Source organism: Leclercia adecarboxylata (assembly GCF_006171285.1).
Lineage (GTDB): Bacteria > Pseudomonadota > Gammaproteobacteria > Enterobacterales > Enterobacteriaceae > Enterobacter > Enterobacter barmai.
Window position 1 is genome coordinate 478,360 of record NZ_CP040889.1, and the last position, 21,795, is coordinate 500,154.

The following is a 21,795-nucleotide window of genomic DNA, read 5'->3' on the forward strand; positions in this document are numbered from 1 at the left end:
ACGACTCAGTATTAATCCTTTAGGAGCAGAGTGCGCAGTCCGGCGGCTTTATTTTCAATCTCCTGCCACTCCTGTTCAGGGTCGGAACCGCTCACGATCCCTGCCCCGGCATACAGGCGAACGGCGTTCTCCTGTACCCTGGCCGAACGCAGCGCCACGCAGAACTCGCTTTGCGCCAACGAGAGATAACCCGCAGAACCGGCATACCACTCCCGGTCGAAGGGTTCATTGCGGGCGATGAACTCCCACGCCGCCTGGCGCGGCAGACCGGCCACTGCCGCCGTGGGTTGCAGGCGCAGCAGGCACTGCTCATCGTCCGGCTGTTGCAGCGTGGTCCAGATGCAGCGGCGTAAATGCTGAACCTTACGCAACCGCACGATTTGCGGCGGGAGCACGTCGAGCACGCCGTTATCACGCTGCAGACGCTGACAGATGTCCTCCACCACCAGCATGTTTTCACGCTGGTTTTTATCGTCGTTCATCAGCCAGTTCCCCAGGCGGGCGGCCCTGGCATCGTCAGGATGGCTGGCAACGGTCCCGGCCAGCGCCTCGGTGCGCAGCAGCATGGCGCGCCGCCGCCACAGCCGTTCCGGTGAGGATCCGAGAAACGCCTGGCTGGCATCGCTGCGCATCAGGAAGTGGTAGCACTGGAAGTTGACCTGGCGGCTGGCCGCCATCAGCGCGGCAGGGTTTACCGGCTGGTTAAACTGCAGATCCGTGGCCCGGGCCAGCACCACTTTATCGAACTCCCCCCGGGCGATGGCGTCTGTCGCCCGGGTGATTAACTGCAGCCAGCCTGCTTTGTCAGGCTGATGGGTTTCGCTCACCACCGTCTGCGTCACCGGGGCAACCGGCTGGCTCTCCGCCAGGGAACGTACAAACTCCCGCGCGCGGATGGCCTCGGTTTTTAACGAAGTGTCGCTCCAGAGCACCAGGCGCAACGTGGCGGTTCCGCCGAAGCGCTGCCACAGCAGACGCGGCAGGAACAGGCTGCCCTGGGCTGGATCGAACGCGTTAACGCCAACCACCCGAAGATCGGGCGCGTGCGGATACAAGTGCAAAAATTGACGGGCAGCGGATAACGAGGGGAAATGCTTTATCGCCCCCAGCGCGGCGTACTCTTCATCGCCATTGCGCTGCTGCCAGTAGAACTGCGGGTAGAGTTGCTGGGCATTCAGCCAGCCGAGCGGGTCGAACGCATCATTCAGGGGAAAGGAGACATCGAGACAATGCAGGCCAGGCGCCTCGGGAAAATCAGCAGCTAACTGATGGCAAAGACCTTCCAGCGCGGTGGAAATCGAGTGCACGCGAACTTCTCCCAGCTCAAAAACCTCACATTATAAGGGGTACTTATCAGAAAAAGCAGTACCCCCGATTTGGCAGGGAGAAGCCTTCGTGCTGTGTTGTTAACGGCGGGCGAGCAGAATACCCAACACCAGACCAGCGGCGGCGCCTACGCCAATCCCCTGCCATGGTTTTTCACGGACATAATCATCCGCACGGTAGACCGCTTTTTTGGCCCTGTAATAGTATTGATCGGACGCATGGCCAACGCGCGTTTTCACATCATGCAGAGCCTGCTCAGCACGCGCTTTAAGCTCAACGTATTTCTGATCGGCCGGATCGCCGGAAGAGCGTAAGACCTCTTCCAGGGTTTCACTCAGCAGGGTCAGATCGTCATCAACATGGTTATCCGATGATTGAAAAGACATAGTGTTCTCCATGTGGTTGCATCAGTTCGATAACTATAGACAATGCCTGCCAATTCCGCCTGTTACGCTTGTTGTTCCTCTTTCGCCATCCCGACATGCGGTATGCCGTCTTCATCGTAAATTTCGGTCACCGGGATAAAACCAAAATGGCTGTAAAACGCCTGCAGATGGGCCTGTGCCCCCAGGTATAAGGCCTTGTTCGGCCAGTGGTTTTGACAGGAGCGAAGCGTTTGCTCCATCAGGGCGTAGCCGAGCTTTTCGCCCCGCGCCAGGGGGCTGATAATGACGCGGCCAATCACAACCGGGGAAAAATCATCGTCGCTTTTCAGAATCCTCGCATACGCCACCAGCTGGTTATCTCTCCAGCCGAGGATGTGGCGGTTCTCTCCCACCAGGTCGTCGCCGTCAATGTCCTGATAAGGGCAGGTTTGTTCTACCACAAACACCTCGCAGCGCAGTTGAAGTAAGGCGTAAAGCGCAGGAACGGTCAGCTCGCTATGGTGCAGATCTTGCCACTGGATCATTGAGGTCTCCTTATCGTATAGGTAGCCGTTATACTAATGACTTTTCGTCCCCGGCGCAGAGGCTTAGTGCATTATGGAGCTGCTTTTTTTAGGAACATCCGCTGGCGTGCCGACCCGTACGCGCAACGTCACATCCCTGGTGCTGGATCTACAGCACCCCACCCGCAGCGAACTGTGGATGTTTGACTGCGGCGAAGGCACGCAGCATCAGTTGCTGCGCACCGCCACCCATCCCGGCAAGCTGAATAAAATCTTCATTACCCACCTGCACGGCGACCACCTTTTTGGCCTGCCGGGGCTGCTGTGTAGCCGCTCAATGGCGGGCAATATTCACCCGCTGACCATTTTCGGCCCGCCCGGTATCCGGGAGTTTGTCGAAACCAGCCTGCGGATCAGCGGCTCGTGGACTGACTATCCCCTCGAGATTATTGAGATCAAACCGGGAGTGGTGTTCAGTGATGATGCCTATACCGTGACCGCCGCGGCGCTCAATCACCCCGTAGAGTGTTACGGCTTTCGCATTGAGGAGTGCGATAAACCCGGCGCGCTGGATGGTGCGGCGCTCGTTGCGGCTGGCGTGCCTTTCGGCCCGCTGTTCCAGCAGCTGAAACGCGGTGAAAGCGTGACCCTGGAAGATGGCCGGACGATCAACGGCGCCGACTATCTCTCCCCGCCCCGCCCCGGTAAAAAGCTGGCTATATTCGGGGATACCGCTCCCTGCGAGAACGCCCTTGCGCTGGCAAGCGGGGTTGATCTGCTGGTGCATGAGGCCACCCTTGAGAGTGCGATGGAGGAGAAGGCCAACAGCCGCGGCCACAGCTCGACGCGTCAGGCGGCCATGCTTGCCCGGGATGCGCAGGTCAAAAAACTGATCGTCACCCACGTCAGCTCCCGCTATGACGCCGAAGGCTGCGCCATGCTGCTGGCCGAGTGCCGCACCGTGTTTGCCGACACCCGGCTCGCAGAAGATTTTGCTACAGTGCGCGTTTAATGCTCTGGTTTTCCCCGAAACTGCCGATAACCAAACCAGGCAGGTATTTTTCACTTAGGGGCAAACATGGATAACTTCCAGAAAGACATTGATGACAGGGCAAATCTTACCCTGTCGAACCGTTTTGAGCTGCTGCTGTTTCGTCTGGGCACCTCGTTGAATGAAAACAAATCTGAGCTGTTCGGCATCAACGTCTTTAAGCTTCGCGAGATTGTGCCCATGCCAGCATTCACCAAACCGGCGGGGATGAAGTCGCCGCTGATGGGTATGGTCAACATTCGCGATCAGGTGATCCCGGTCATCGATCTGGCCGCGGTGGCAGGCTGCAAGCCCACCACCGGCCTTAACATTCTGCTGATCACCGAGTACGCCCGTAGCGTCCAGGCCTTTGCCGTGGAGTCGGTTGAGAACATCATGCGACTGGACTGGAAGCAGGTGCATGCGGCGGAAACCGCCGTCAGCGGACGCTATATCACCAGTATTGCCTGCCTGGACGAGAAGACCGATACCAACGATCTGGCGATGGTGCTGGACGTGGAGCAGATCCTCTATGACATCACCCCGGCCAACCACGATCTGCATGCGACCGATCTGAAAACCACCAAATTCAATATCAAGCCAGGTGCGGTGGCAATTGTGGCGGAAGACTCTAAAGTGGCGCGATCAATGCTGGAAAAAGGGCTGCAGGCGATGGAGATCCCGGCGCTGATGCACATTACCGGCAAAGAGGCGTGGGAGAAAATTGGCGTGCTGTCGGCGCAGGCGCAGGCGGAAGGCGTGCCGATCACCGATAAGATCGCGCTGGTGCTCACCGATCTCGAGATGCCGGAGATGGACGGTTTTACCCTGACGCGCAAGATCAAAACCGACGCCATCCTGAAGGACATTCCGGTGGTGATCCACTCCTCGCTTTCCGGTAATGCCAACGAAGACCATATCCGCAAGGTGAAAGCTGACGGCTACGTGGCGAAGTTCGAGCTGAACGAGCTGTCGTCGGTGATTGAAGAGGTGCTGGAGCGGGCAACAAAGAAAATCGACGGGCCGTTGATTAGCCGTAAGCAGTTGGCTTAAGCCCGGCGGCGCTTCGCTTGCACGGGCCTACGGTCTTGTAGGCCGGGTAAGCGCAGCGCCACCCGGCAATAAAAAAACCCGCCGAGGCGGGTTTTTGTTTTTACATCAGCGGCATCGCGTGCTGCACGATGGTGATCAGCGGCTGCGGATAGATACCGAAGATCAGTACCAGCAGCGCGGAGATCAGCACCACAATACCGCCGGCGCTGTACTGCCAGTTGCCCGGCGCATCGCGGTTGAGCTGCGAAGGCGCGCTCAGGTACAGGCTCACGGCAACGCGCAGGTAGTAGTAGAGACCAATCGCGGAGCCGATAACGACACCCGCCGTCAGCCACCACAGACCCGCCTGCACACCCACTGCCAGCACGTAGAACTTACCGATAAAGCCCAGCGTCATCGGGATACCCGCCAGAGAGAGCATCATCACCGTCATCACCGCAGAGAGGATCGGACGGTGCCAGAACAGACCACGGTAGGAGAACAGGGAATCTGCATCCGGGCCACGGTACGGGCTGGACATCAGGCTCACCACGCCGAAAGCGCCGAGGCTGCTGAACAGGTAACCGGCCAGGTAGACACCGACGGTCTCCATGGACATCTGGCCGCTCTGCAGGGCAATCAGCGCCACCATCAGATAGCCCAGATGGGAGATGGAGGAGTAGCCCAGCAGACGCTTGATGTTGGTCTGGCTCAGCGCCATCAGGTTACCGAAGATGATGGAGACGAAGGCGATAATGCCCAGCACCACGCGAACCGCTTCACTCTCGCCAACCGGTGCGTAGAGGAACAGACGCATCACCACGCCGAAGATAGCGATTTTGCTCGCCGTCGCCAGGAAGGTGGATACCGGCGCCGGAGCACCCTGGTAAACGTCTGGCGTCCACAGGTGGAACGGAACCAGAGAGAGTTTAAAGCCGAGGCCCACGATCATCATGCCCAGACCCGCCAGCAGCAGCGGCTCGTGCAGCATGCCGTCGCCGAGGCTCTTGCCGAGCGCTTCGAAAGAGAGGTTACCGGACTGAGCGTAGATCAGCGCAATACCAAACAGCAGGAAGGACGAAGCAGCAGCAGACAGGATCGTATACTTGATACTCGCTTCCAGAGAGCGCTTCTGGCGGAAGGCGTAACCAATCAAGCCGAACAGCGGCAGAGAGATCAGCTCGATGCCGAGGAACAGCGCCGCCAGATGGTTGGCATTGGCCAGCAGAATACCGCCAAGGGCAGCAATCAGAACCAGCAGGTAAAACTCTTCTTTGTTGTCGTTGTAGCCTTCCAGCCACGGGTAAGCAAAGGTACAGGTCGCCAGGCTGGCTAACAGCACCAGCCCGGTGTAGAGCATAGCGAAGCCGTCAACGCGCATCAGCGGCGTGACGTCCATCGCTCCCGCCTGGCCAACAAACCAGAGGGAGACTAACGCAGCGTTCAGACCCAGAACCGCCAGCGTGGCATTCAGGAAGTGATTGCGTCGCCACGCAATGGAGAGCATCACAACCACCACCGTCAATCCGACGATCAGCAGCGGTAGCAGCGCAATCAGTTGTTGTGGAGTTATTGTCATGGCGATTTACGGCCTTGTAGTAGAAGCAGAATTAACAAACCACTGCTGGATATTACCCATCGCGGAGTGCGAGGTATCCAGAATCGGCTGAGGGAAGAAGCCCAGCAGCACCAGCAGTACGACCAGCAGCAGGATGATGAACAGCTCGCGCAGCGACATCCCCGGCAGTTCTTTAGCAGCGATTTCACTCTTCGCTTTACCGAAGTAAGCGCGGTGCAGCATCGCCAGCGAGTAAACCGAAGCGAACACCAGACCGAAGGTAGAGATGACGGTGATCACCGGAACCACTTTGAAGCTGCCGAACAGGATCATGAATTCGCCGACGAAGTTACCGGTACCCGGCATCCCCAGCGTCGCCACCGCGAAGAACATCGACATCGCTGGCAGCCACTTCATCTTGCCCCACAGGCCGCCCATCTGACGCATGTCACGGGTGTGCAGACGTTCGTACAGCTGACCACACAGGATGAAGAGACCGGCTGCGGACAGACCGTGAGCAATCATCTGGATGACCGCGCCCTGGTACGCCAGCTGGCTGCCGGTGTAGATAGCAATCAGCACGAAGCCCATGTGGGAAACGGAGGTGTAAGCAATCAGACGCTTGATGTCGTACTGCGTGAAGGCCATCCAGGCACCGTAGAAGATACCGATCACACCCAGCCACATGGCAATTGGCGCAAACTCTGCGGAGGCATTCGGGAACAGCGGCAGCGCGAAACGCAGCAGGCCGTAGGCCGCGGTTTTCAGCAGGATGCCTGCCAGGTCAACGGAACCCGCCGTTGGTGCCTGGGAGTGCGCATCCGGCAGCCAGCCGTGCAGCGGAACCACCGGCATTTTCACCGCAAACGCGATAAAGAAGCCCAGCATCAGCAGATATTCCACGCCGTGGGACATCGGGGTCTTCAGCAGGTCCTGATAGTTGAAGGTCCAGACGCCGGTCGCGTTGTAGTGCACGAACACCAGCGCCAGGATGGCAATCAGCATCACCAGACCACTCGCCTGGGTATAGATGAAGAACTTGGTTGCCGCCGTGATACGCGTTTTACCGTCGGACGCCTTATGGCCCCACAGCGCGATCAGGAAGTACATCGGCACCAGCATCATCTCCCAGAAGAAGAAGAACAGGAACATGTCGATGGCAAGGAACACGCCGATAACGCCGCCCAGGATCCACATCAGGTTCAGGTGGAAGAAGCCCTGGTATTTTTCGATTTCTCGCCAGGAGCACAGCACCGCCAGAACGCCGAGCAGACCGGTCAGCACCACCATCAGCAGCGACAGACCATCAATCGCCAGATGGATCGTAATACCGAAGCGTGGGATCCACGGCAGAATGAATTCAGACTGCCACTGCGGGATGCCCGCAGACTGGGTGAGTGAATAGCCGCCCTGCAACCAGAGTTGCAGGCCAAGCGCGAGCGTCAATCCCATGGTGATCAGCGCAATCCAGCGCGGCATCTTCACGCCAAAGCGTTCGGTCTGCCAGCACAGGAACCCACCGATAAAGGGAATTAATATTAGCCAGGGTAGTAACATGGCGATTTGCATTCCTTTTTAAAGTCCCTAAGGGACCGATTTTCAACGAATTCGACAAAATTCACGCGTTAGTGCGGTTTGTGGTGTCGGGTGGCGCTCACGCTTACCCGACCTACGGTCTCGTAGGCCCGGTAAGCGCAGCGCCACCGGGCAAAACCACTATCGCAACACCATCAGCAGCGCCAGCACGACAACCGCACCGATGCTCATGGACGCCACATACCAGCGCAGATAGCCGTTCTCGCTGAACAGCAGGCCTTTACCTGCAAAGCGGGAAAGGATCGCCGGGATGTTCATCATGCTATTCAGCGGATCGCGCTTGATAAGCCACGCAATGCCGAGGAACGGTTTCACGAAGATCATGTCGTACAGCCAGTCGAAGCCCCACGCGTTGTACCACCAGGTGCCCAGCAGACGGCCCGGCGCACTGTTGGCAACCGCAGTGACCAGGGTACGTTTGCCCAGCCACAGCCATGCTGCAATCAGGATGCCCGCGATAGCGACCACACCGGAGGTGATTTCAAGCGTCAGAACGCGACCGTGCTCAAGCTCGGTTGTTGCCGGCAGTACGCCCTGCAGCGGTGGCACAATCATCGCGCCAACGAAGGTGGACAGGACCAGCAGCACAATCAGCGGCAGGTGGTGGGTGATCCCCTTCCCTGCGTGAGCGTGAATTTGTTCTTTACCGTGGAAGACGATGAAAATCATACGGAAGGTGTACAGAGAGGTCATAAACGCACCGACCAGACCTGCAACCATCAGATTGATATGACCATTCGCCATGGCGCCCGCAAGGATTTCGTCCTTACTGAAGAAGCCCGCGGTGATAAGCGGCAGTGCCGCCAGCGCCGCGCCGCCGACCAGGAAGCAGACGTAAACCAGCGGAATGGATTTGCGCAGACCGCCCATCTTGAAGATGTTCTGCTCGTGATGGCAGGCGAGGATCACCGAACCGGACGAGAGGAACAGCAGCGCTTTAAAGAACGCGTGCGTCATCAGGTGGAAAATCGCCGCATCCCAGGCCTGAACGCCCAGCGCCAGGAACATGTAACCAATCTGGCTCATGGTGGAGTAAGCGAGAACGCGTTTGATGTCGGTCTGAACCAGCGCGGCAAAGCCTGCCAGCACCAGGGTAACCGCACCGACGATACCCACCAGATGCAGGATTTCCGGCGTCATCAGGAACAGGCCGTGGGTACGCGCAATGAGGTAAACACCGGCGGTCACCATGGTCGCGGCGTGGATCAGCGCGGAGACAGGGGTTGGACCCGCCATCGCGTCGGCAAGCCAGGTCTGCAACGGCAGCTGTGCGGATTTACCCACAGCACCACCGAGCAGCATCAGGGTTGCCCACCACAGCATGTTGTTGCCTGCTTCGAAGTGCGCCGGCGCCAGTTCCACCATCTCGCGGAAGTTCAGCGTGCCCAGCTCGTTGTAAAGAATGAACAGCGCGAAGGCGAGGAAGACGTCACCCACACGGGTCACGACGAACGCTTTCATGGCCGCTGCGCCATTCTTCGGATCGGTGTAGTAGAAACCGATCAGCAGATAAGAGCACAGACCCACGCCTTCCCAGCCGAGATACATCAGCAGCAGGTTATCGGCCAGCACCAGAACCACCATGCTGGCGATAAACAGGTTGGTGTAGGCGAAGAAGCGGGAGTAACCCTCTTCACCGCGCATATACCAGGAGGCGAACATGTGGATCAGGAAGCCCACGCCGGTCACCACGGAGAGCATGGTCAGCGAGAGACCATCCAGCACCAGGTTGAAACCGATGTTGAAATCACCGACTGACATCCAGGTCCACAGCGGAACGCTGAAAGGCTCACGTCCGCTATTTAAGAAGTCGATCCCCGCATACGCGGTCACCAGCGCCGCAAGGCCGATGGAGCCAATACCGACGGTGGCGGAGAGATTCTCAGACCAGCGGCCTCGAGAAAACGCCAGCAGCAAAAAGCCGATCAGCGGAAAAATAATGGTTAAGGCAAGCATGTTCATCCACGCAACTCACTTACTGAATCGATGTTCAGGTTCTGGCGGCGACGATGGAGCTGCAGCAACAGCGCCAGGCCAATACTCGCTTCCGCAGCCGCGAGGCTGATGGCGAGAATGTACATCACCTGACCATCGGTCTGGCCCCAGTAGCTACCGGCAACCACAAAGGCCAGCGCGGCAGCGTTGATCATGATCTCCAGGCCAATCAGCATAAACAGCAGATTGCGGCGGATAACCAGACCGGTTAAGCCCAGCACGAATAAAATCGCGGCGAGGATCAGTCCGTGTTGTAAAGGGATCATGCGCGATCCTCCGTTTTTCTTTGCGCGCTGTCGTCCTTGCGGTTGCTCAGCACTTCACCCATGCGCTCTTCGCGACCCACGTGGAAAGCGACGACCAGACCTGCCAGCAGCAGCATAGAGGCCAGTTCAACCGCCAGAACGTAAGGACCAAACAGGGAGATACCCACTGCTTTGGCGCTGATTGGCGTCCCGTCGATACCCTGGTCGTTAACACCCAGAATGGCGTAAACGATCACCGCCAGCATGATGGCCGACAGAATTGCCGGACCAATCCACACCTGCGGCTTCAGCCACTGACGTTCCTGCTCAATTTCAGACCCGCCCAGGTTCAGCATCATCACCACGAAGACGAACAGAACCATGATGGCCCCGGCGTAAACGATGATTTCAAGCGCACCGGCAAAGTGTGCGCCCAGCGCAAAGAACACCCCGGAAATAGCCAGCAGCGAAATGATTAAATAGAGCAGCGCATGCACCGGATTGGTGTGCGTAATCACTCGCAGCGTAGCCAGGATGGCGATCAGGCCACAGATATAAAAAGCGAATTCCATTGCCCCTCTCCTTACGGTAACAGGCTCTTGACGTCGATAGGCTTGGCTTCGTTCTCTGCTTCGCCCTTATCTTTGCCGTCGATTGCCATACCCGCCATCCGGTAGAAGTTATATTCCGGGTATTTGCCCGGACCGGAAATCAGCAGATCCTCTTTCTCGTACACCAGGTCCTGACGCTTGTATTCGCCCAGTTCGAAATCCGGGGTCAACTGAATCGCCGTGGTGGGGCACGCTTCTTCACACAGACCACAGAAGATGCAGCGTGAGAAGTTGATGCGGAAGAACTCCGGATACCAGCGACCGTCTACCGTCTCTGCTTTCTGCAGAGAGATACAGCCTACCGGACAGGCTACCGCACACAGGTTACAGGCAACGCAGCGCTCCGAACCGTCCGGATCGCGCGTCAGCACGATACGGCCACGGTAGCGCGGCGGCAGATATACCGGCTCTTCCGGGTACATCCGGGTTTCGCGTTTTGCAAACGCGTGCAGGCCGATCATCCAGATACTGCGTACCTGGGTGCCAAAGCCTACCAATAATTCTTTCAAGGTCATGATCTTAAAGCCCCTTATGGCTGCTGCCAGAGAATGACAGCCGCCGTTACCAACAAGTTGACGAGCGTCAGCGGCAGGCACACTTTCCAGCCGAAGGACATTACTTGGTCATAACGCGGACGCGGTAATGCTGCGCGAATCAAAATGAACATCATCATGAAGAACGCGGTTTTCAGCGCGAACCAGATGAACGGCGGTAAGAACGGGCCATGCCAGCCACCAAAGAACAGCGTTACCATCAGCGCGGAAATGGTGACGATACCGATGTACTCGCCCACGAAGAACAGACCGAACTTCATACCGGAATATTCAATGTGGTAACCATCGGCCAGTTCCTGCTCGGCTTCTGGCTGGTCAAACGGGTGACGGTGACACACCGCCACACCGGCGATAGCAAAGGTGACAAAACCAAAGAACTGCGGAATGACGTTCCAGATGTCGGCCTGGTTGTTGACGATGTCGGTCATGTTGAATGAACCGGCCTGCGCCACCACGCCCATCAGGGAGAGACCCAGGAACACTTCGTAGCTCAGCGTCTGCGCGGAAGCACGCATCGCACCCAGCAGGGAGTATTTGTTGTTACTGGACCAGCCCGCGAACAGCACCGCGTACACCGCGAGGCCTGCCATCATCAGGAAGAACAGGATCCCGATGTTCAGGTCAGCCACAACCCAGGTCGGGCTCACCGGAACGATAGCAAACGCCAGCAGCAGCGAGGTAAAGGCGATCATCGGTGCCAGAGTAAAGATCACGCGATCCGAGAAGCGCGGGATCCAGTCCTCTTTAAAGAACATCTTGATCATGTCCGCGACCAGCTGGAGTGAACCACCCCAGCCCACGCGGTTCGGTCCGTAACGGTTCTGGAACAGACCGAGCAGACGACGTTCACCAAAGCTCATGAACGCGCCGCAGGTGACGACCACCAGCAGAATAACAACCGCTTTCAGGATGCTCAGCAGGATGTCGATAAGATCGGGCGTTAACCAACTCATGCTTTTGCCTCCTGCAGGTTATCAAGACGTGCACCCGCCAGGACCGGCGCGATGCCAGGCATACCCATCGGCAGACCCACCTGCCCTGCCGTCAGACCTTCAGAGAGAATCAGCGGCAGGCTGATTGTCTGGCCTTCGTAGCTAAAGCTGATGTTCGCGCCCGCGTTAACGCCAAGCTTCGCGGCATCCGCCGGGTTGAGCTTGATGTACGGCTGCGGCATACGGGTCTGGAAGACCGGGGAACGCTGGGACATTTCGTCGCTACCGAACAGATGGTAGTACGGCGCAATCCGCCAGTTGCCCTCTTCGGCCTGGAAACTTGCCGGAACGGTAGAGAAGAACTCGAGACCGGTTTCAGACGCTTCGATCAGGCGCACGCCCGGATCGCCGTGGCGCAGAGAACCGCCCACTTCAGCCTGGAACTTGTTCCATGCCTGCGGGGAGTTCCAGCCTGGTGCCCATGCGAACGGGATTTGCGAACGCGGTGCAGACGGCTGGTTGTTCCCTTCCATAGAGAAGGCGAACATGGTGTCTTTGTCCTGCGGCTGGCGCGGTTCGTGCACGCTGATGTTGGCGCGCATTGCGGTACGGCCACTGTAGCGGTGCGGTTCACGCGCCAGTTTCTGACCGCGAATACGGAAGCTCGCTTCCGGCGCGGCATCTTTAATGCCTGCCAGCTGCGGCAGTGCGGCGACGGCAGCGTCGATCACGTGGTCGAGCTGGGTCCAGTCCACTTCGCGGCTCAGCACGGTGCTGTGCAGGGAGTGCAGCCAGCGCCAGCTCTCCAGCATCACAATGCTGCTGTCGTAGTACGCCGGGTCATAAACCTGGAAGAAGCGCTGGGCACGGCCTTCGTTGTTGATAACGGTACCGTCGCTTTCTGCAAAGCTTGCCGCAGAGAGCACCAGATGCGCTTTGTCCATAATTGCGGTGCGCTGATGGTCGATAACCATCACCAGCGGCGCTTTTGCCAGCGCAGCGTCAACGCGGGCCGCAGAGGCATGGCGATGCAGGTCGTTTTCCAGCACCACAACGGCGTCAGCGGAACCGGATTCCAGTTCGCTTAACGCCGCTTCCAGAGAGCCGCCGCCGATCATGCCCAGACCGATGCTGTTTACCGCACGGGCAATCATGGTCACGCCAACGTCCGCACCGCGGCCTTTCAGGGCTTTGGCAACGTTTGCAGCCGCTTCAATGATCTCTGCGCTACCGGCGTTAGTACCGGAAACGATCAGCGGTTTTTTCGCACCGGCCAGAGCCTGCACGATCACATCGATCTTGTTCTGCAGATCGCGATCCAGACCTTCAACGGCCGGAGCACTGTTATCCAGCGCGTGGGCAATCGCAAAGCCAAGGCGGGCCTGATCTTCAACCGGCGCACGGTAGGTCCATGCTGCGATATCATCCAGACGGGTGTCATCGACGTTCGTCACAAACAGAGGATGCTTGGCGCGCTGACCGATGTTGAGGATCGCCGCAATCTGCCAGTCAGCCACTTTCTGCGCCGCTGCCATTTCACGTGCTTTACCTTTCACCGCCTGGCGAACCGCCAGGGCAGCGCGAGCGCCGGTCTGGGTTAAATCTTCGCCCAGCACCAGAACCGCATCGTAAGATTCGATTTCGCGCAGCGCCGGGGTATGGATCCCGCCTTCGCGCAACACTTTCAGCACCAGCTGCAGACGTTCCTGCTCGCCTTCGGCGATACCGGTGTAGAAGTTATTCGCCCCCACCAGTTCACGCAGCGCGAAGTTGCTTTCGATGCTGGCGCGCGGGGAGCCGATACCGATCACTTTCTTCGACTGGCGCAGAATATCGGCTGCGCCCTGCATCGCCTGCTCGGCGTTCAGGGTGATGAAGTCGTCGCCACGACGCTGAACCGGCTGACGCGGACGGTCTTTCAGGTTCACATAGCCATAGCCAAAACGACCGCGGTCGCAGAGGAAGTAGTGGTTAACGGTACCGTTGTAACGGTTTTCGATACGACGCAGTTCGCCGTAACGTTCACCCGGGCTGGTGTTACAGCCAAGGGAGCACTGCTGGCAGATGCTTGGCGCAAACTGCATGTCCCACTTACGGTTGTAACGCTCGGAGTGCGTTTTGTCGGTGAAGACGCCGGTCGGACAGATTTCGACCAGGTTACCGGAGAATTCGCTTTCCAGGGTGCCATCTTCCGGACGACCGAAGTAGACGTTGTCATGTGCGCCATACACGCCCAGATCTTCGCCGTCAGCGTAGTCTTTGTAGTAACGCACGCAGCGGTAGCAGGCGATGCAGCGGTTCATTTCGTGAGAGATGAACGGCCCCAGATCCTGGTTGCGGTGGGTACGCTTGGTAAAGCGATAGCGACGGAAGCTGTGGCCGGTCATCACGGTCATATCCTGAAGGTGGCAGTTACCGCCCTCTTCACAAACCGGACAATCGTGCGGGTGGTTGGTCATCAACCACTCCACCACGCTTTCACGGAACTGTTTTGCTTCCGCGTCGTCGATGGAAATAAAGGTTCCTTCGGTGGCTGGCGTCATACAGGACATCACCAGGCGACCACGCGTGTCTTCCGCGTTTTGATATTGCTTCACCGCACACTGGCGGCAAGCACCGACGCTCCCCAGCGCCGGATGCCAGCAAAAATACGGAATATCAAGGCCCAGAGAGAGACATGCCTGTAGCAGGTTGTCCGCCCCGTTCACCTCGTATTCTTTGCCGTCTACATGAATCGTAGCCATTAGCATGCTTCCAGTTGGCTCGGTATAGACCGAGCGTTAATCAAAATTCTGTTTTTACCAGCGCGCTTTCAGCAGGTTCGGCTGAATACCATTGATTGAATGGGTATTGCTGAACGGCTGCTTGATGCCTGCTTCGAATTCTTCGCGGAAATATTTAATCGCGCTCTGCAGTGGCTCAACCGCACCTGGCGCATGCGCACAGAAGGTTTTACCTGGACCCAGGAATCGACACAGTTGCTCAAGTGTCTCGATATCACCAGGCTGGCCTTCGCCACGCTCGATTGCGCGCAGGATCTTCACGCTCCACGGCAGACCATCACGGCACGGTGTACACCAGCCGCAGGACTCGCGGGCGAAGAACTCTTCCAGGTTACGCACCAGCGGTACCATGCCGATCTCGTGGTCGACGGCCATCGCCAGCGCCGTACCCAGACGGCTGCCTGCTTTACCAATGCTTTCGAACTCCATCGGCAGATCGAGGTGCGCTTCGGTCAGGAAGTCGGTCCCTGCCCCGCCTGGCTGCCAGGCTTTGAATTTGAGGCCATCACGCATGCCGCCGGCGTAGTCTTCAAGAATTTCACGTGCGGTGGTGCCAAACGGCAGCTCCCAGACGCCCGGGTTCTTCACGCGACCGGAGAAGCCCATCAGCTTGGTACCGGCATCTTTGCTTGAAGAGATGCCCTGATACCACTCCACGCCGTTAGCGAGGATAGCCGGAACGTTACACAGGGTTTCGACGTTGTTAACGCAGGTCGGTTTACCCCATACGCCGGAGCTCGCCGGGAACGGTGGCTTGGAACGTGGGTTCGCACGGCGGCCTTCCAGGGAGTTAATCAGCGCGGTCTCTTCCCCGCAGATATAACGCCCGGCACCGGTGTGCACGAACAGTTCGAAGTCGAAACCGGTGCCCAGAATGTTTTTACCCAGCAGGCCCGCTTCGGTGGCTTCGGCAATCGCGCGACGCAGGTTCTCTGCCGCCTCGATGTACTCGCCACGCAGGAAGATGTAGCCACGGTAGGCTTTCAGCGCGAAGGCCGAGATCAGCATGCCTTCTACCAGCAGGTGCGGCAGCTGTTCCATCAGCAGACGGTCTTTATAGGTGCCCGGCTCCATCTCATCGGCGTTACACAGCAGGTAACGGATGTTCATGGATTCGTCTTTTGGCATCAGGCTCCACTTCAGACCGGTGGAAAAGCCCGCGCCGCCGCGCCCTTTCAGGCCAGCGTCTTTAACCGCATTAACGATCTCATCCGGAGCCATGCCGCCGAGGGCTTTACGCGCGCCTTCATAACCGTTTTTGCTCTGGTATTCGTCAAGCCATACCGGCTGTTTGTCATCGCGCAGACGCCAGGTCAGCGGATGAGTTTCAGCAGTACGAATTACAGTTTTCATTTGTACTGCTCCAGCAGATCGGGAATGGCTTCCGGCGTCAGATGGCTGTGAGTGTCCTCATCAATCATCATGGTCGGCCCCTTGTCGCAGTTGCCCAGGCAGCAGGTTGGCAGCAGGGTAAAGCGACCATCAAAGGTCGTCTGGCCCGGCTTGATATTAAGCTTCTGCTCAATAGCGGCCTGAATGCCCTGATAACCGGTGATATGGCATACCACGCTGTCGCAGTAGCGGATCACGTGGCGACCAACCGGCTGGCGAAAGATCTGGCTATAGAACGTTGCCACGCCTTCGACGTCGCTCGCCGGGATACCCAGCACTTTTGCGATCTCATAGATCGCGCCATCCGGCACCCAACCACGCTGTTTCTGTACGATTTTCAGCGCTTCAATGGACGCCGCACGCGGGTCTTCGTAGTGGTGCATCTCGTGCTCAATGGCGGCACGCTCTGCTTCACTCAGCTCAAAAGCCTCGGTTTGTGGTTGTTGATTCTCGTGCATAATTAGCGGTCCACATCTGACATAACAAAATCGATACTACCCAGATACACAATCAGGTCGGAGACCAGACTGCCGCGGATGGCGGCCGGGATCTGCTGCAGGTGCGCAAAGCTCGGCGTACGAATACGGGTGCGGTAGCTCATGGTGCTGCCGTCACTGGTCAGGTAATAACTGTTGATACCCTTGGTCGCTTCGATCATCTGGAAGGATTCGTTGGCCGGCATGACCGGACCCCAGGAAACCTGCAGGAAGTGCGTGATCAAGGTTTCGATATGCTGCAGCGTGCGCTCTTTCGGTGGCGGCGTGGTCAGCGGGTGATCCGCCTTGAACGGGCCTTCCGGCATGTTGTTGAGGCACTGCTCAAGAATGCGCAGGCTCTGACGCAGCTCTTCCACTTTCAGCATCACGCGGGTATAGCAGTCGGATACACCGCCGCCGACCGGGATTTCGAAGTCGAAGTTTTCGTAGCCAGAGTAAGGACGGGCTTTACGCACGTCGAAATCAATACCGGTCGCACGCAGTCCAGCACCGGTGGTGCCCCACTCCAGCGCCTCTTTCGCGCCATAAGCGGCAACGCCTTTCGAACGACCAATCAGGATGGTGTTACGCAGTGCGGCTTTTTCGTAAGACGCCAGACGTTTCGGCATCCAGTCGAGGAACTCACGCAGCAGACGATCCCAGCCGCGCGGCAGGTCGTGTGCGACACCGCCGATACGGAACCAGGCCGGGTGCATACGGAAGCCGGTGATCGCTTCCACCAGATCGTAGATTTTCTGACGGTCGGTAAAGGCGAAGAAGACCGGGGTCATCGCGCCGACGTCCTGAATGAAGGTGGAGATGTACAGCAGGTGGCTGTTGATACGGAACAGTTCCGACAGCATGACGCGGATAACGTCAACGCGTTCTGGCACCTTGATGCCGGCCAGTTTTTCCACGGCCAGCACGTACGGCATCTCGTTCACGCAGCCGCCGAGGTATTCGATACGGTCGGTGTACGGGATGTAGCTGTGCCAGGACTGACGCTCGCCCATCTTCTCTGCGCCACGGTGGTGATAGCCCACATCCGGCACACAGTCGACGATCTCTTCGCCATCAAGCTGAAGAATAATACGGAATGCACCGTGGGCAGACGGGTGGTTTGGACCGAGGTTGAGGAACATGAAGTCCTCGTTGTCGGTGCTGCGCTTCATGCCCCAGTCTTCCGGTTTGAAGGTCAGCGCTTCCATCTCCAGATCCTGCTTGGCTTTGGTCAGCTCAAACGGGTCGAATTCGGTGGCGCGCGCCGGATAGTCTTTACGCAGCGGGTGGCCGGTCCAGGTCTGCGGCATCATGATGCGCGTCAGGTGCGGGTGGCCATCGAAGGTCATGCCGAACATTTCCCAGGTTTCACGCTCGTACCAGTTGGCGTTCGGGAACAGTTTGGTGATCGTCGGCAGATGCATGTCGTTTTCAGACAATGCCACCTTGAGCATGATATCCGTGTTGCGGTCTATTGAGATCAGGTGGTAGAAAACGGAAAAATCCGCCGCGGGTAAACCGTGGCGGTGGGTACGCAGACGTTCGTCCATGCCGTGTAAGTCAAACAGCATGACGTAAGGTTTAGGTAGTTTCTTTAGGAAATCAACCACTTCCAGTAACTGCTCACGCTTCACCCAAACAACGGGTACCCCGGTGCGGGTGGCCTGAACAGTAAAGGCATCCGGCCCAAAACGGTTGCGCAGTTCGCCGATGACCGGGTCATCAAGATGATCCCGTGTTTGCCAGGCGGCGTCTTGCGCGGTTAAGTCGGTCATAGTGTTCACCATTGCAAAAGGTCCGTGGTGACTGTCGGGCGTGGCTTCGCGCTATTTGAATAGTGATATGCGAAGGTTATCTCCATGCCCACAGGCGCAAATTAAATTTCGTCTGGTGTACGCAGATTGGTCACTGCAATACGTTCGCCGCGTTTACGCTCGCGCTCAGACTGCATGTTAGCGCGGTACACGCCCTGGTCACCCACAACCCAGGAGAGCGGACGGCGTTCTTTGCCAATCGACTCCTGCAACAGCATCAGCGCCTGCATGTAGGCTTCTGGACGCGGTGGGCAGCCCGGGATGTAAACGTCAACAGGGATAAACTTATCTACACCTTGTACGACGGAATAGATGTCGTACATGCCGCCAGAGTTTGCACAAGCGCCCATGGAGATAACCCATTTTGGCTCGAGCATCTGGTCGTACAGACGCTGAATGACCGGTGCCATTTTGGTAAAGCAGGTACCCGCAACCACCATCAGGTCAGCCTGACGCGGAGAGGCACGCAGTACTTCTGCACCAAAACGCGCAACGTCATGCACCGCAGTGAATGACGTCACCATTTCAACGTAGCAGCAAGAAAGGCCAAAGTTGTATGGCCAGATGGAGTTCTTACGACCCCAGTTGACCATATCGTGCATGGCATGCTCGAGCTTGCCCATGTACACGCTTTTATTGACTTCTTGCTCCAGGGGGTCGGTTACGATCTCCTGCTTTTGCAGGGGGTAACGGTCATTCTCACCGTTAGGATCTATGCGGGTGAGCGTATAATCCATCTTATTGCCTCGCTGTTACTGCTGACGATTAGAGATACTGTTTTCCGGGTTGATACGTTCACGGCGTGAACGCGCAGGTGTCCAGTCCAGCGCGCCAATACGCACCAGATAAACCAGACCGGCCAGTAACACTAAAATGAAAATTGCGGCCTCGACAAAGCCTACCCAGCCACTCTCACGAATGGAGGTCGACCATGCGAACAGGTAAAGCGCTTCCACGTCGAAAATGACGAAGAACATAGCTACCAGATAGAACTTGGCAGACAGGCGTAAACGCGCGGTACCTACCGAATCGATACCCGATTCGAATGGCGTGTTTTTGTGCCTTGCGCGGGCGCGACCGCCCAGGAACCAGCCGCCGACTAACATCAGGCAGCACAGGCCAATGGCAACGATAAGAAAGATTGCGAATGCCCAGTGATGAGCGATGACTTCTGTGGATGTTGACATACTCATTGCTTACTCATCAAAAGTGATACCTGAGACACTGCTCTTACTGGCAGATGGGCATCACATCGATTCATGGGGAGGAACAAATAACCGTACACTAACTGTCGAAAATGAGACATAGACAGCAAAATGATGTGGTTTTTTACTCCTTTCTATAACCTTTTGTCAACTTTAACAAAAGTTTCTTCACATTAAATTACATCGATCGAACTTCATTAACATTTAATGCCCTTTACCCTCAAAAACTGTGAGGCGCGTTCCTGCGTCAGGGTGTTGAATCGTGTCCGTAATGAACTAATACAAAGATTACCCGCCTATTTTGACAGTATTTGCCGTCGATTCCTCCCCCCAAAGAGGAGTATTTTCTTGATCTGTGACACGCTTTTGTTAATTCAATCAAAAAAACGGCAACATCTTTGCTGCTTTTTTAACATGCCCATTGACATTAGAAAGAAGAAGTATAGCGGGTTTTCGGAGGAAGGCTTAATTACTATCAGATTGATAAAAAAGAAGAATAGTAAAAACTTAAGGCAAACTAACGCAGTCGCATGCAAAAAAAGAACCACTGTGCGATGGGGTCGCGCCAGTGGCTCTTTTAAGTATCAACGAATTGTTACCAGAATATGAGGGTTTCGTTTACTCGAAATCGCGCTCGATCACCAGGGAGTCATCCCCTCCTTCTGGGGTAACATTATTGTACTGCCAGGGGTTGTGGTAATTATCCATGGCGTTGAAGATGGTCTGTGCGAGTTCATTGTTGCTGGCCGGGTTGTGGCATAGCATGTACTCGGTATCCGGCAGCGCAGGCAATCCGTCGGCTTTACCTAACACGCGTAAATCAGGGCTCATCATCTCAACAGGTCGTGCCGTCACGCCAAGACCTGCTTTGACCGCGGCGCGGATGGCAGGCAGCGTTGAGGCGACGTAAGCCAGTCGCCATGGAACATTGGCGGCATTGAGCGTGGACAGCACAACGTCGCGGAACGGGCTGGGATCGTCCAGCAGCACCAGCGGCACCGGTTCACCGCGCTGCAGCGTAAACTCGGCGGCACAGTACCAGTGGGTCGGAGAGGTGCGCAGCGTCAGACACTCAAACTGGCTGGTACGATGGGTCGTCACCACCAGATCGACCTCCTGCTCCTGCAGCATATCAACCATAAAAGCGTTGCGTTTAACCCTGACATCAAGAGCAAGTTTCGGATAAACCGAACTGATGCGGTTGAGCAGAAACGGCAGAATGGTATCGGCTGACTCATCGGATGCACCTAATGTTAAGACACCCTGCAGGTTGCTAAACATTAATGATGAACATGCTTCATCATTAAAACGCAGAATTTTTCTGGCGTAACCCAGCAGCTGAATACCATGCTCAGTCAACAGCTTGTTGCGCCCATGGCGGGCAAAGAGCTCTTTGCCGACCAGTTGTTCCAGTCTTTGCATTTGTTGACTGACTGCAGACTGGGTACGGCAAACTGCCGCCGCCGCCGCAGCAAAGGTGTTCAGATCGGCGACCGCCACAAAGGTTCTCAGCAGATCGAGGTCGAGGTTCATTATCGGACGATTTGCATTAATCATATCTTTTCACTTACAGGTTGCTCGTGCGGAGCTGCCCCGGGTTTAAGCTGTGTGCGTAAAAGTAATACAGTTCCCTCTGAACAAAATCCTCTGACGTCCCGGTCCGGCAGTGTGCCTGCAAAATGTAATTGAGCTGGGTATATCAGTGGTCAGAAACAACTTATCTGACGTTATTTTTATTCTCAAAAGCGTTCGAGATATATTGATGTTTGCCGGATGATGTAAATTCCATTAAAGAAGATGCATTTCCAACGTCAACTTTATCGCAGTACAGGTTAAGCAGCAATGGTGTCGCTTAACTTCTCAAGGCAGAGATAATTCTAACAATTACAATAAACTATTAAAGGTCCAGGCATCAAGGCCTGCGGTGGCCTGTTATCTGGCATCACTCAACCCGGGTTACATCTTACCCTAAAACCTTTTTATTTATAAGCCTTATTGCAGTTCTTGTGATTTAACCTTAATGATAACTAACTAAACTAATTTTATTAATATTAACGAAAGTTGCGATTTCGTCTTTATTCAGAAATAAATAATAATTGAAACAGGACTTAATGATTAATAATACTTAACATTAATTTCACATGAGCAACGTTAATATAAAAAGGCAGGAAAGCGAATACCAGGATGTTTCATTCAGCTTTTTCGAAACATCACCAGAGGAAACTGTAGCACTGCCAGCGTAAGTCGCTCAACACGCGGCTTTTTCACAGCGAAAAATCCACTTCAGGCCGCCTCAGGCAATACAAAAAACCATACAAAAGCCGAAATTCACCCGATAAAATGAATTGCGCTTAAAA

19 protein-coding genes are annotated in these 21,795 nt (G+C 56.3%); 2 read left to right on the forward strand and 17 right to left on the reverse strand.

The window, feature by feature from the left end; genetic code table 11:
* Positions 1-11: 11 nt before the first annotated feature.
* The 3 genes from menF to FHN83_RS04070 form a co-directional block, all read right to left on the reverse strand.
* On the reverse strand, positions 12-1,307 hold the full coding sequence (gene menF / locus FHN83_RS04060; RefSeq protein ID WP_139563294.1) for an isochorismate synthase MenF: 1,296 nt from the start codon (positions 1,305-1,307) through the stop codon (positions 12-14).
* A 99-nt stretch (positions 1,308-1,406) separates the two neighbouring features.
* Complete coding sequence (gene elaB, locus FHN83_RS04065; RefSeq protein ID WP_039030985.1) at positions 1,407-1,712, reverse strand: stress response protein ElaB; 306 nt, start codon at positions 1,710-1,712, stop codon at positions 1,407-1,409.
* A 62-nt stretch (positions 1,713-1,774) separates the two neighbouring features.
* Positions 1,775-2,236: a GNAT family N-acetyltransferase gene (locus tag FHN83_RS04070; protein ID WP_139563295.1), complete on the reverse strand. Its 462-nt coding sequence runs from the start codon at positions 2,234-2,236 to the stop codon at positions 1,775-1,777.
* Positions 2,237-2,309: 73 nt separating this feature from the next.
* Between FHN83_RS04070 and rnz the strand changes: the two genes are divergently transcribed.
* The gene (rnz, locus tag FHN83_RS04075; RefSeq protein WP_139563296.1) at positions 2,310-3,227 is read left to right on the forward strand and encodes a ribonuclease Z; all 918 of its coding nucleotides are present in this window, start codon (positions 2,310-2,312) and stop codon (positions 3,225-3,227) included.
* Positions 3,228-3,293: 66 nt separating this feature from the next.
* A complete protein-coding gene (locus FHN83_RS04080; RefSeq protein ID WP_039030982.1) occupies positions 3,294-4,298 on the forward strand; it encodes a chemotaxis protein in 1,005 nt (334 codons plus the stop codon).
* Positions 4,299-4,398: 100 nt separating this feature from the next.
* Here FHN83_RS04080 and nuoN read toward each other — a convergent pair whose 3' ends face one another.
* From nuoN to lrhA, 14 genes are all read right to left on the reverse strand, one after another.
* Positions 4,399-5,856, reverse strand: coding sequence for an NADH-quinone oxidoreductase subunit NuoN (nuoN, locus tag FHN83_RS04085; RefSeq protein ID WP_039030981.1), 1,458 nt, complete (start codon positions 5,854-5,856; stop codon positions 4,399-4,401).
* Positions 5,857-5,862: 6 nt separating this feature from the next.
* Positions 5,863-7,392 (reverse strand): NADH-quinone oxidoreductase subunit M, encoded by a 1,530-nt coding sequence (gene nuoM, locus FHN83_RS04090; protein WP_039030980.1) that lies wholly within the window; start codon positions 7,390-7,392, stop codon positions 5,863-5,865.
* A 159-nt stretch (positions 7,393-7,551) separates the two neighbouring features.
* The gene (gene nuoL, locus FHN83_RS04095) at positions 7,552-9,393 is read right to left on the reverse strand and encodes an NADH-quinone oxidoreductase subunit L (protein ID WP_138369861.1); all 1,842 of its coding nucleotides are present in this window, start codon (positions 9,391-9,393) and stop codon (positions 7,552-7,554) included.
* On the reverse strand, positions 9,390-9,692 hold the full coding sequence (gene nuoK, locus FHN83_RS04100; RefSeq protein WP_032612773.1) for an NADH-quinone oxidoreductase subunit NuoK: 303 nt from the start codon (positions 9,690-9,692) through the stop codon (positions 9,390-9,392). The genes nuoL and nuoK overlap by 4 nt, the downstream gene beginning before the upstream one ends.
* Positions 9,689-10,243, reverse strand: a complete 555-nt coding sequence (gene nuoJ, locus FHN83_RS04105) for an NADH-quinone oxidoreductase subunit J (RefSeq protein ID WP_039030978.1) — start codon at positions 10,241-10,243, stop codon at positions 9,689-9,691. Before nuoJ ends, nuoK begins: the two co-directional genes overlap by 4 nt.
* 11 nt (positions 10,244-10,254) lie before the next feature.
* On the reverse strand, positions 10,255-10,797 hold the full coding sequence (gene nuoI / locus FHN83_RS04110) for an NADH-quinone oxidoreductase subunit NuoI (protein WP_003861491.1): 543 nt from the start codon (positions 10,795-10,797) through the stop codon (positions 10,255-10,257).
* 14 nt (positions 10,798-10,811) lie between these two features.
* Positions 10,812-11,789, reverse strand: a complete 978-nt coding sequence (gene nuoH / locus FHN83_RS04115) for an NADH-quinone oxidoreductase subunit NuoH (RefSeq protein WP_039030977.1) — start codon at positions 11,787-11,789, stop codon at positions 10,812-10,814.
* A complete protein-coding gene (nuoG, locus tag FHN83_RS04120) occupies positions 11,786-14,512 on the reverse strand; it encodes an NADH-quinone oxidoreductase subunit NuoG (RefSeq protein ID WP_138369860.1) in 2,727 nt (908 codons plus the stop codon). The genes nuoH and nuoG overlap by 4 nt, the downstream gene beginning before the upstream one ends.
* Positions 14,513-14,566: 54 nt before the next feature.
* Positions 14,567-15,904: an NADH-quinone oxidoreductase subunit NuoF gene (gene nuoF, locus FHN83_RS04125; RefSeq protein WP_039030975.1), complete on the reverse strand. Its 1,338-nt coding sequence runs from the start codon at positions 15,902-15,904 to the stop codon at positions 14,567-14,569.
* A complete protein-coding gene (gene nuoE / locus FHN83_RS04130) occupies positions 15,901-16,401 on the reverse strand; it encodes an NADH-quinone oxidoreductase subunit NuoE (protein WP_119937089.1) in 501 nt (166 codons plus the stop codon). Before nuoE ends, nuoF begins: the two co-directional genes overlap by 4 nt.
* A 2-nt stretch (positions 16,402-16,403) precedes the next feature.
* On the reverse strand, positions 16,404-18,206 hold the full coding sequence (gene nuoC / locus FHN83_RS04135; protein ID WP_138369859.1) for an NADH-quinone oxidoreductase subunit C/D: 1,803 nt from the start codon (positions 18,204-18,206) through the stop codon (positions 16,404-16,406).
* Between the two features lie 89 nt (positions 18,207-18,295).
* Positions 18,296-18,970 (reverse strand): NADH-quinone oxidoreductase subunit NuoB, encoded by a 675-nt coding sequence (nuoB, locus tag FHN83_RS04140; RefSeq protein ID WP_003861482.1) that lies wholly within the window; start codon positions 18,968-18,970, stop codon positions 18,296-18,298.
* A 15-nt stretch (positions 18,971-18,985) separates the two neighbouring features.
* Positions 18,986-19,426 (reverse strand): NADH-quinone oxidoreductase subunit NuoA, encoded by a 441-nt coding sequence (gene nuoA / locus FHN83_RS04145; RefSeq protein ID WP_032612789.1) that lies wholly within the window; start codon positions 19,424-19,426, stop codon positions 18,986-18,988.
* A 630-nt stretch (positions 19,427-20,056) separates the two neighbouring features.
* Positions 20,057-20,995: a transcriptional regulator LrhA gene (lrhA, locus tag FHN83_RS04150; RefSeq protein WP_039030973.1), complete on the reverse strand. Its 939-nt coding sequence runs from the start codon at positions 20,993-20,995 to the stop codon at positions 20,057-20,059.
* Positions 20,996-21,795 lie beyond the last annotated feature (800 nt).

Bases quoted from the DNA above. Each gene is read 5' to 3' on its own strand.
- elaB (WP_039030985.1), bottom strand. From the start codon at position 1,712: ATGTCTTTTCAATCATCGGATAACCATGTTGATGACGATCTGACCCTG.
- FHN83_RS04070 (WP_139563295.1), bottom strand. From the start codon at position 2,236: ATGATCCAGTGGCAAGATCTGCACCATAGCGAGCTGACCGTTCCTGCG.
- nuoH (WP_039030977.1), bottom strand. From the start codon at position 11,789: ATGAGTTGGTTAACGCCCGATCTTATCGACATCCTGCTGAGCATCCTG.
- nuoC (WP_138369859.1), bottom strand. From the start codon at position 18,206: ATGGTGAACACTATGACCGACTTAACCGCGCAAGACGCCGCCTGGCAA.
- nuoA (WP_032612789.1), bottom strand. From the start codon at position 19,426: ATGAGTATGTCAACATCCACAGAAGTCATCGCTCATCACTGGGCATTC.
- nuoJ (WP_039030978.1), bottom strand. From the start codon at position 10,243: ATGGAATTCGCTTTTTATATCTGTGGCCTGATCGCCATCCTGGCTACG.
- nuoL (WP_138369861.1), bottom strand. From the start codon at position 9,393: ATGAACATGCTTGCCTTAACCATTATTTTTCCGCTGATCGGCTTTTTG.
- nuoI (WP_003861491.1), bottom strand. From the start codon at position 10,797: ATGACCTTGAAAGAATTATTGGTAGGCTTTGGCACCCAGGTACGCAGT.
- nuoK (WP_032612773.1), bottom strand. From the start codon at position 9,692: ATGATCCCTTTACAACACGGACTGATCCTCGCCGCGATTTTATTCGTG.
- nuoG (WP_138369860.1), bottom strand. From the start codon at position 14,512: ATGGCTACGATTCATGTAGACGGCAAAGAATACGAGGTGAACGGGGCG.
- nuoF (WP_039030975.1), bottom strand. From the start codon at position 15,904: ATGAAAACTGTAATTCGTACTGCTGAAACTCATCCGCTGACCTGGCGT.
- nuoE (WP_119937089.1), bottom strand. From the start codon at position 16,401: ATGCACGAGAATCAACAACCACAAACCGAGGCTTTTGAGCTGAGTGAA.
- rnz (WP_139563296.1), top strand. From the start codon at position 2,310: ATGGAGCTGCTTTTTTTAGGAACATCCGCTGGCGTGCCGACCCGTACG.
- nuoM (WP_039030980.1), bottom strand. From the start codon at position 7,392: ATGTTACTACCCTGGCTAATATTAATTCCCTTTATCGGTGGGTTCCTG.
- nuoN (WP_039030981.1), bottom strand. From the start codon at position 5,856: ATGACAATAACTCCACAACAACTGATTGCGCTGCTACCGCTGCTGATC.
- FHN83_RS04080 (WP_039030982.1), top strand. From the start codon at position 3,294: ATGGATAACTTCCAGAAAGACATTGATGACAGGGCAAATCTTACCCTG.
- nuoB (WP_003861482.1), bottom strand. From the start codon at position 18,970: ATGGATTATACGCTCACCCGCATAGATCCTAACGGTGAGAATGACCGT.
- lrhA (WP_039030973.1), bottom strand. From the start codon at position 20,995: ATGATTAATGCAAATCGTCCGATAATGAACCTCGACCTCGATCTGCTG.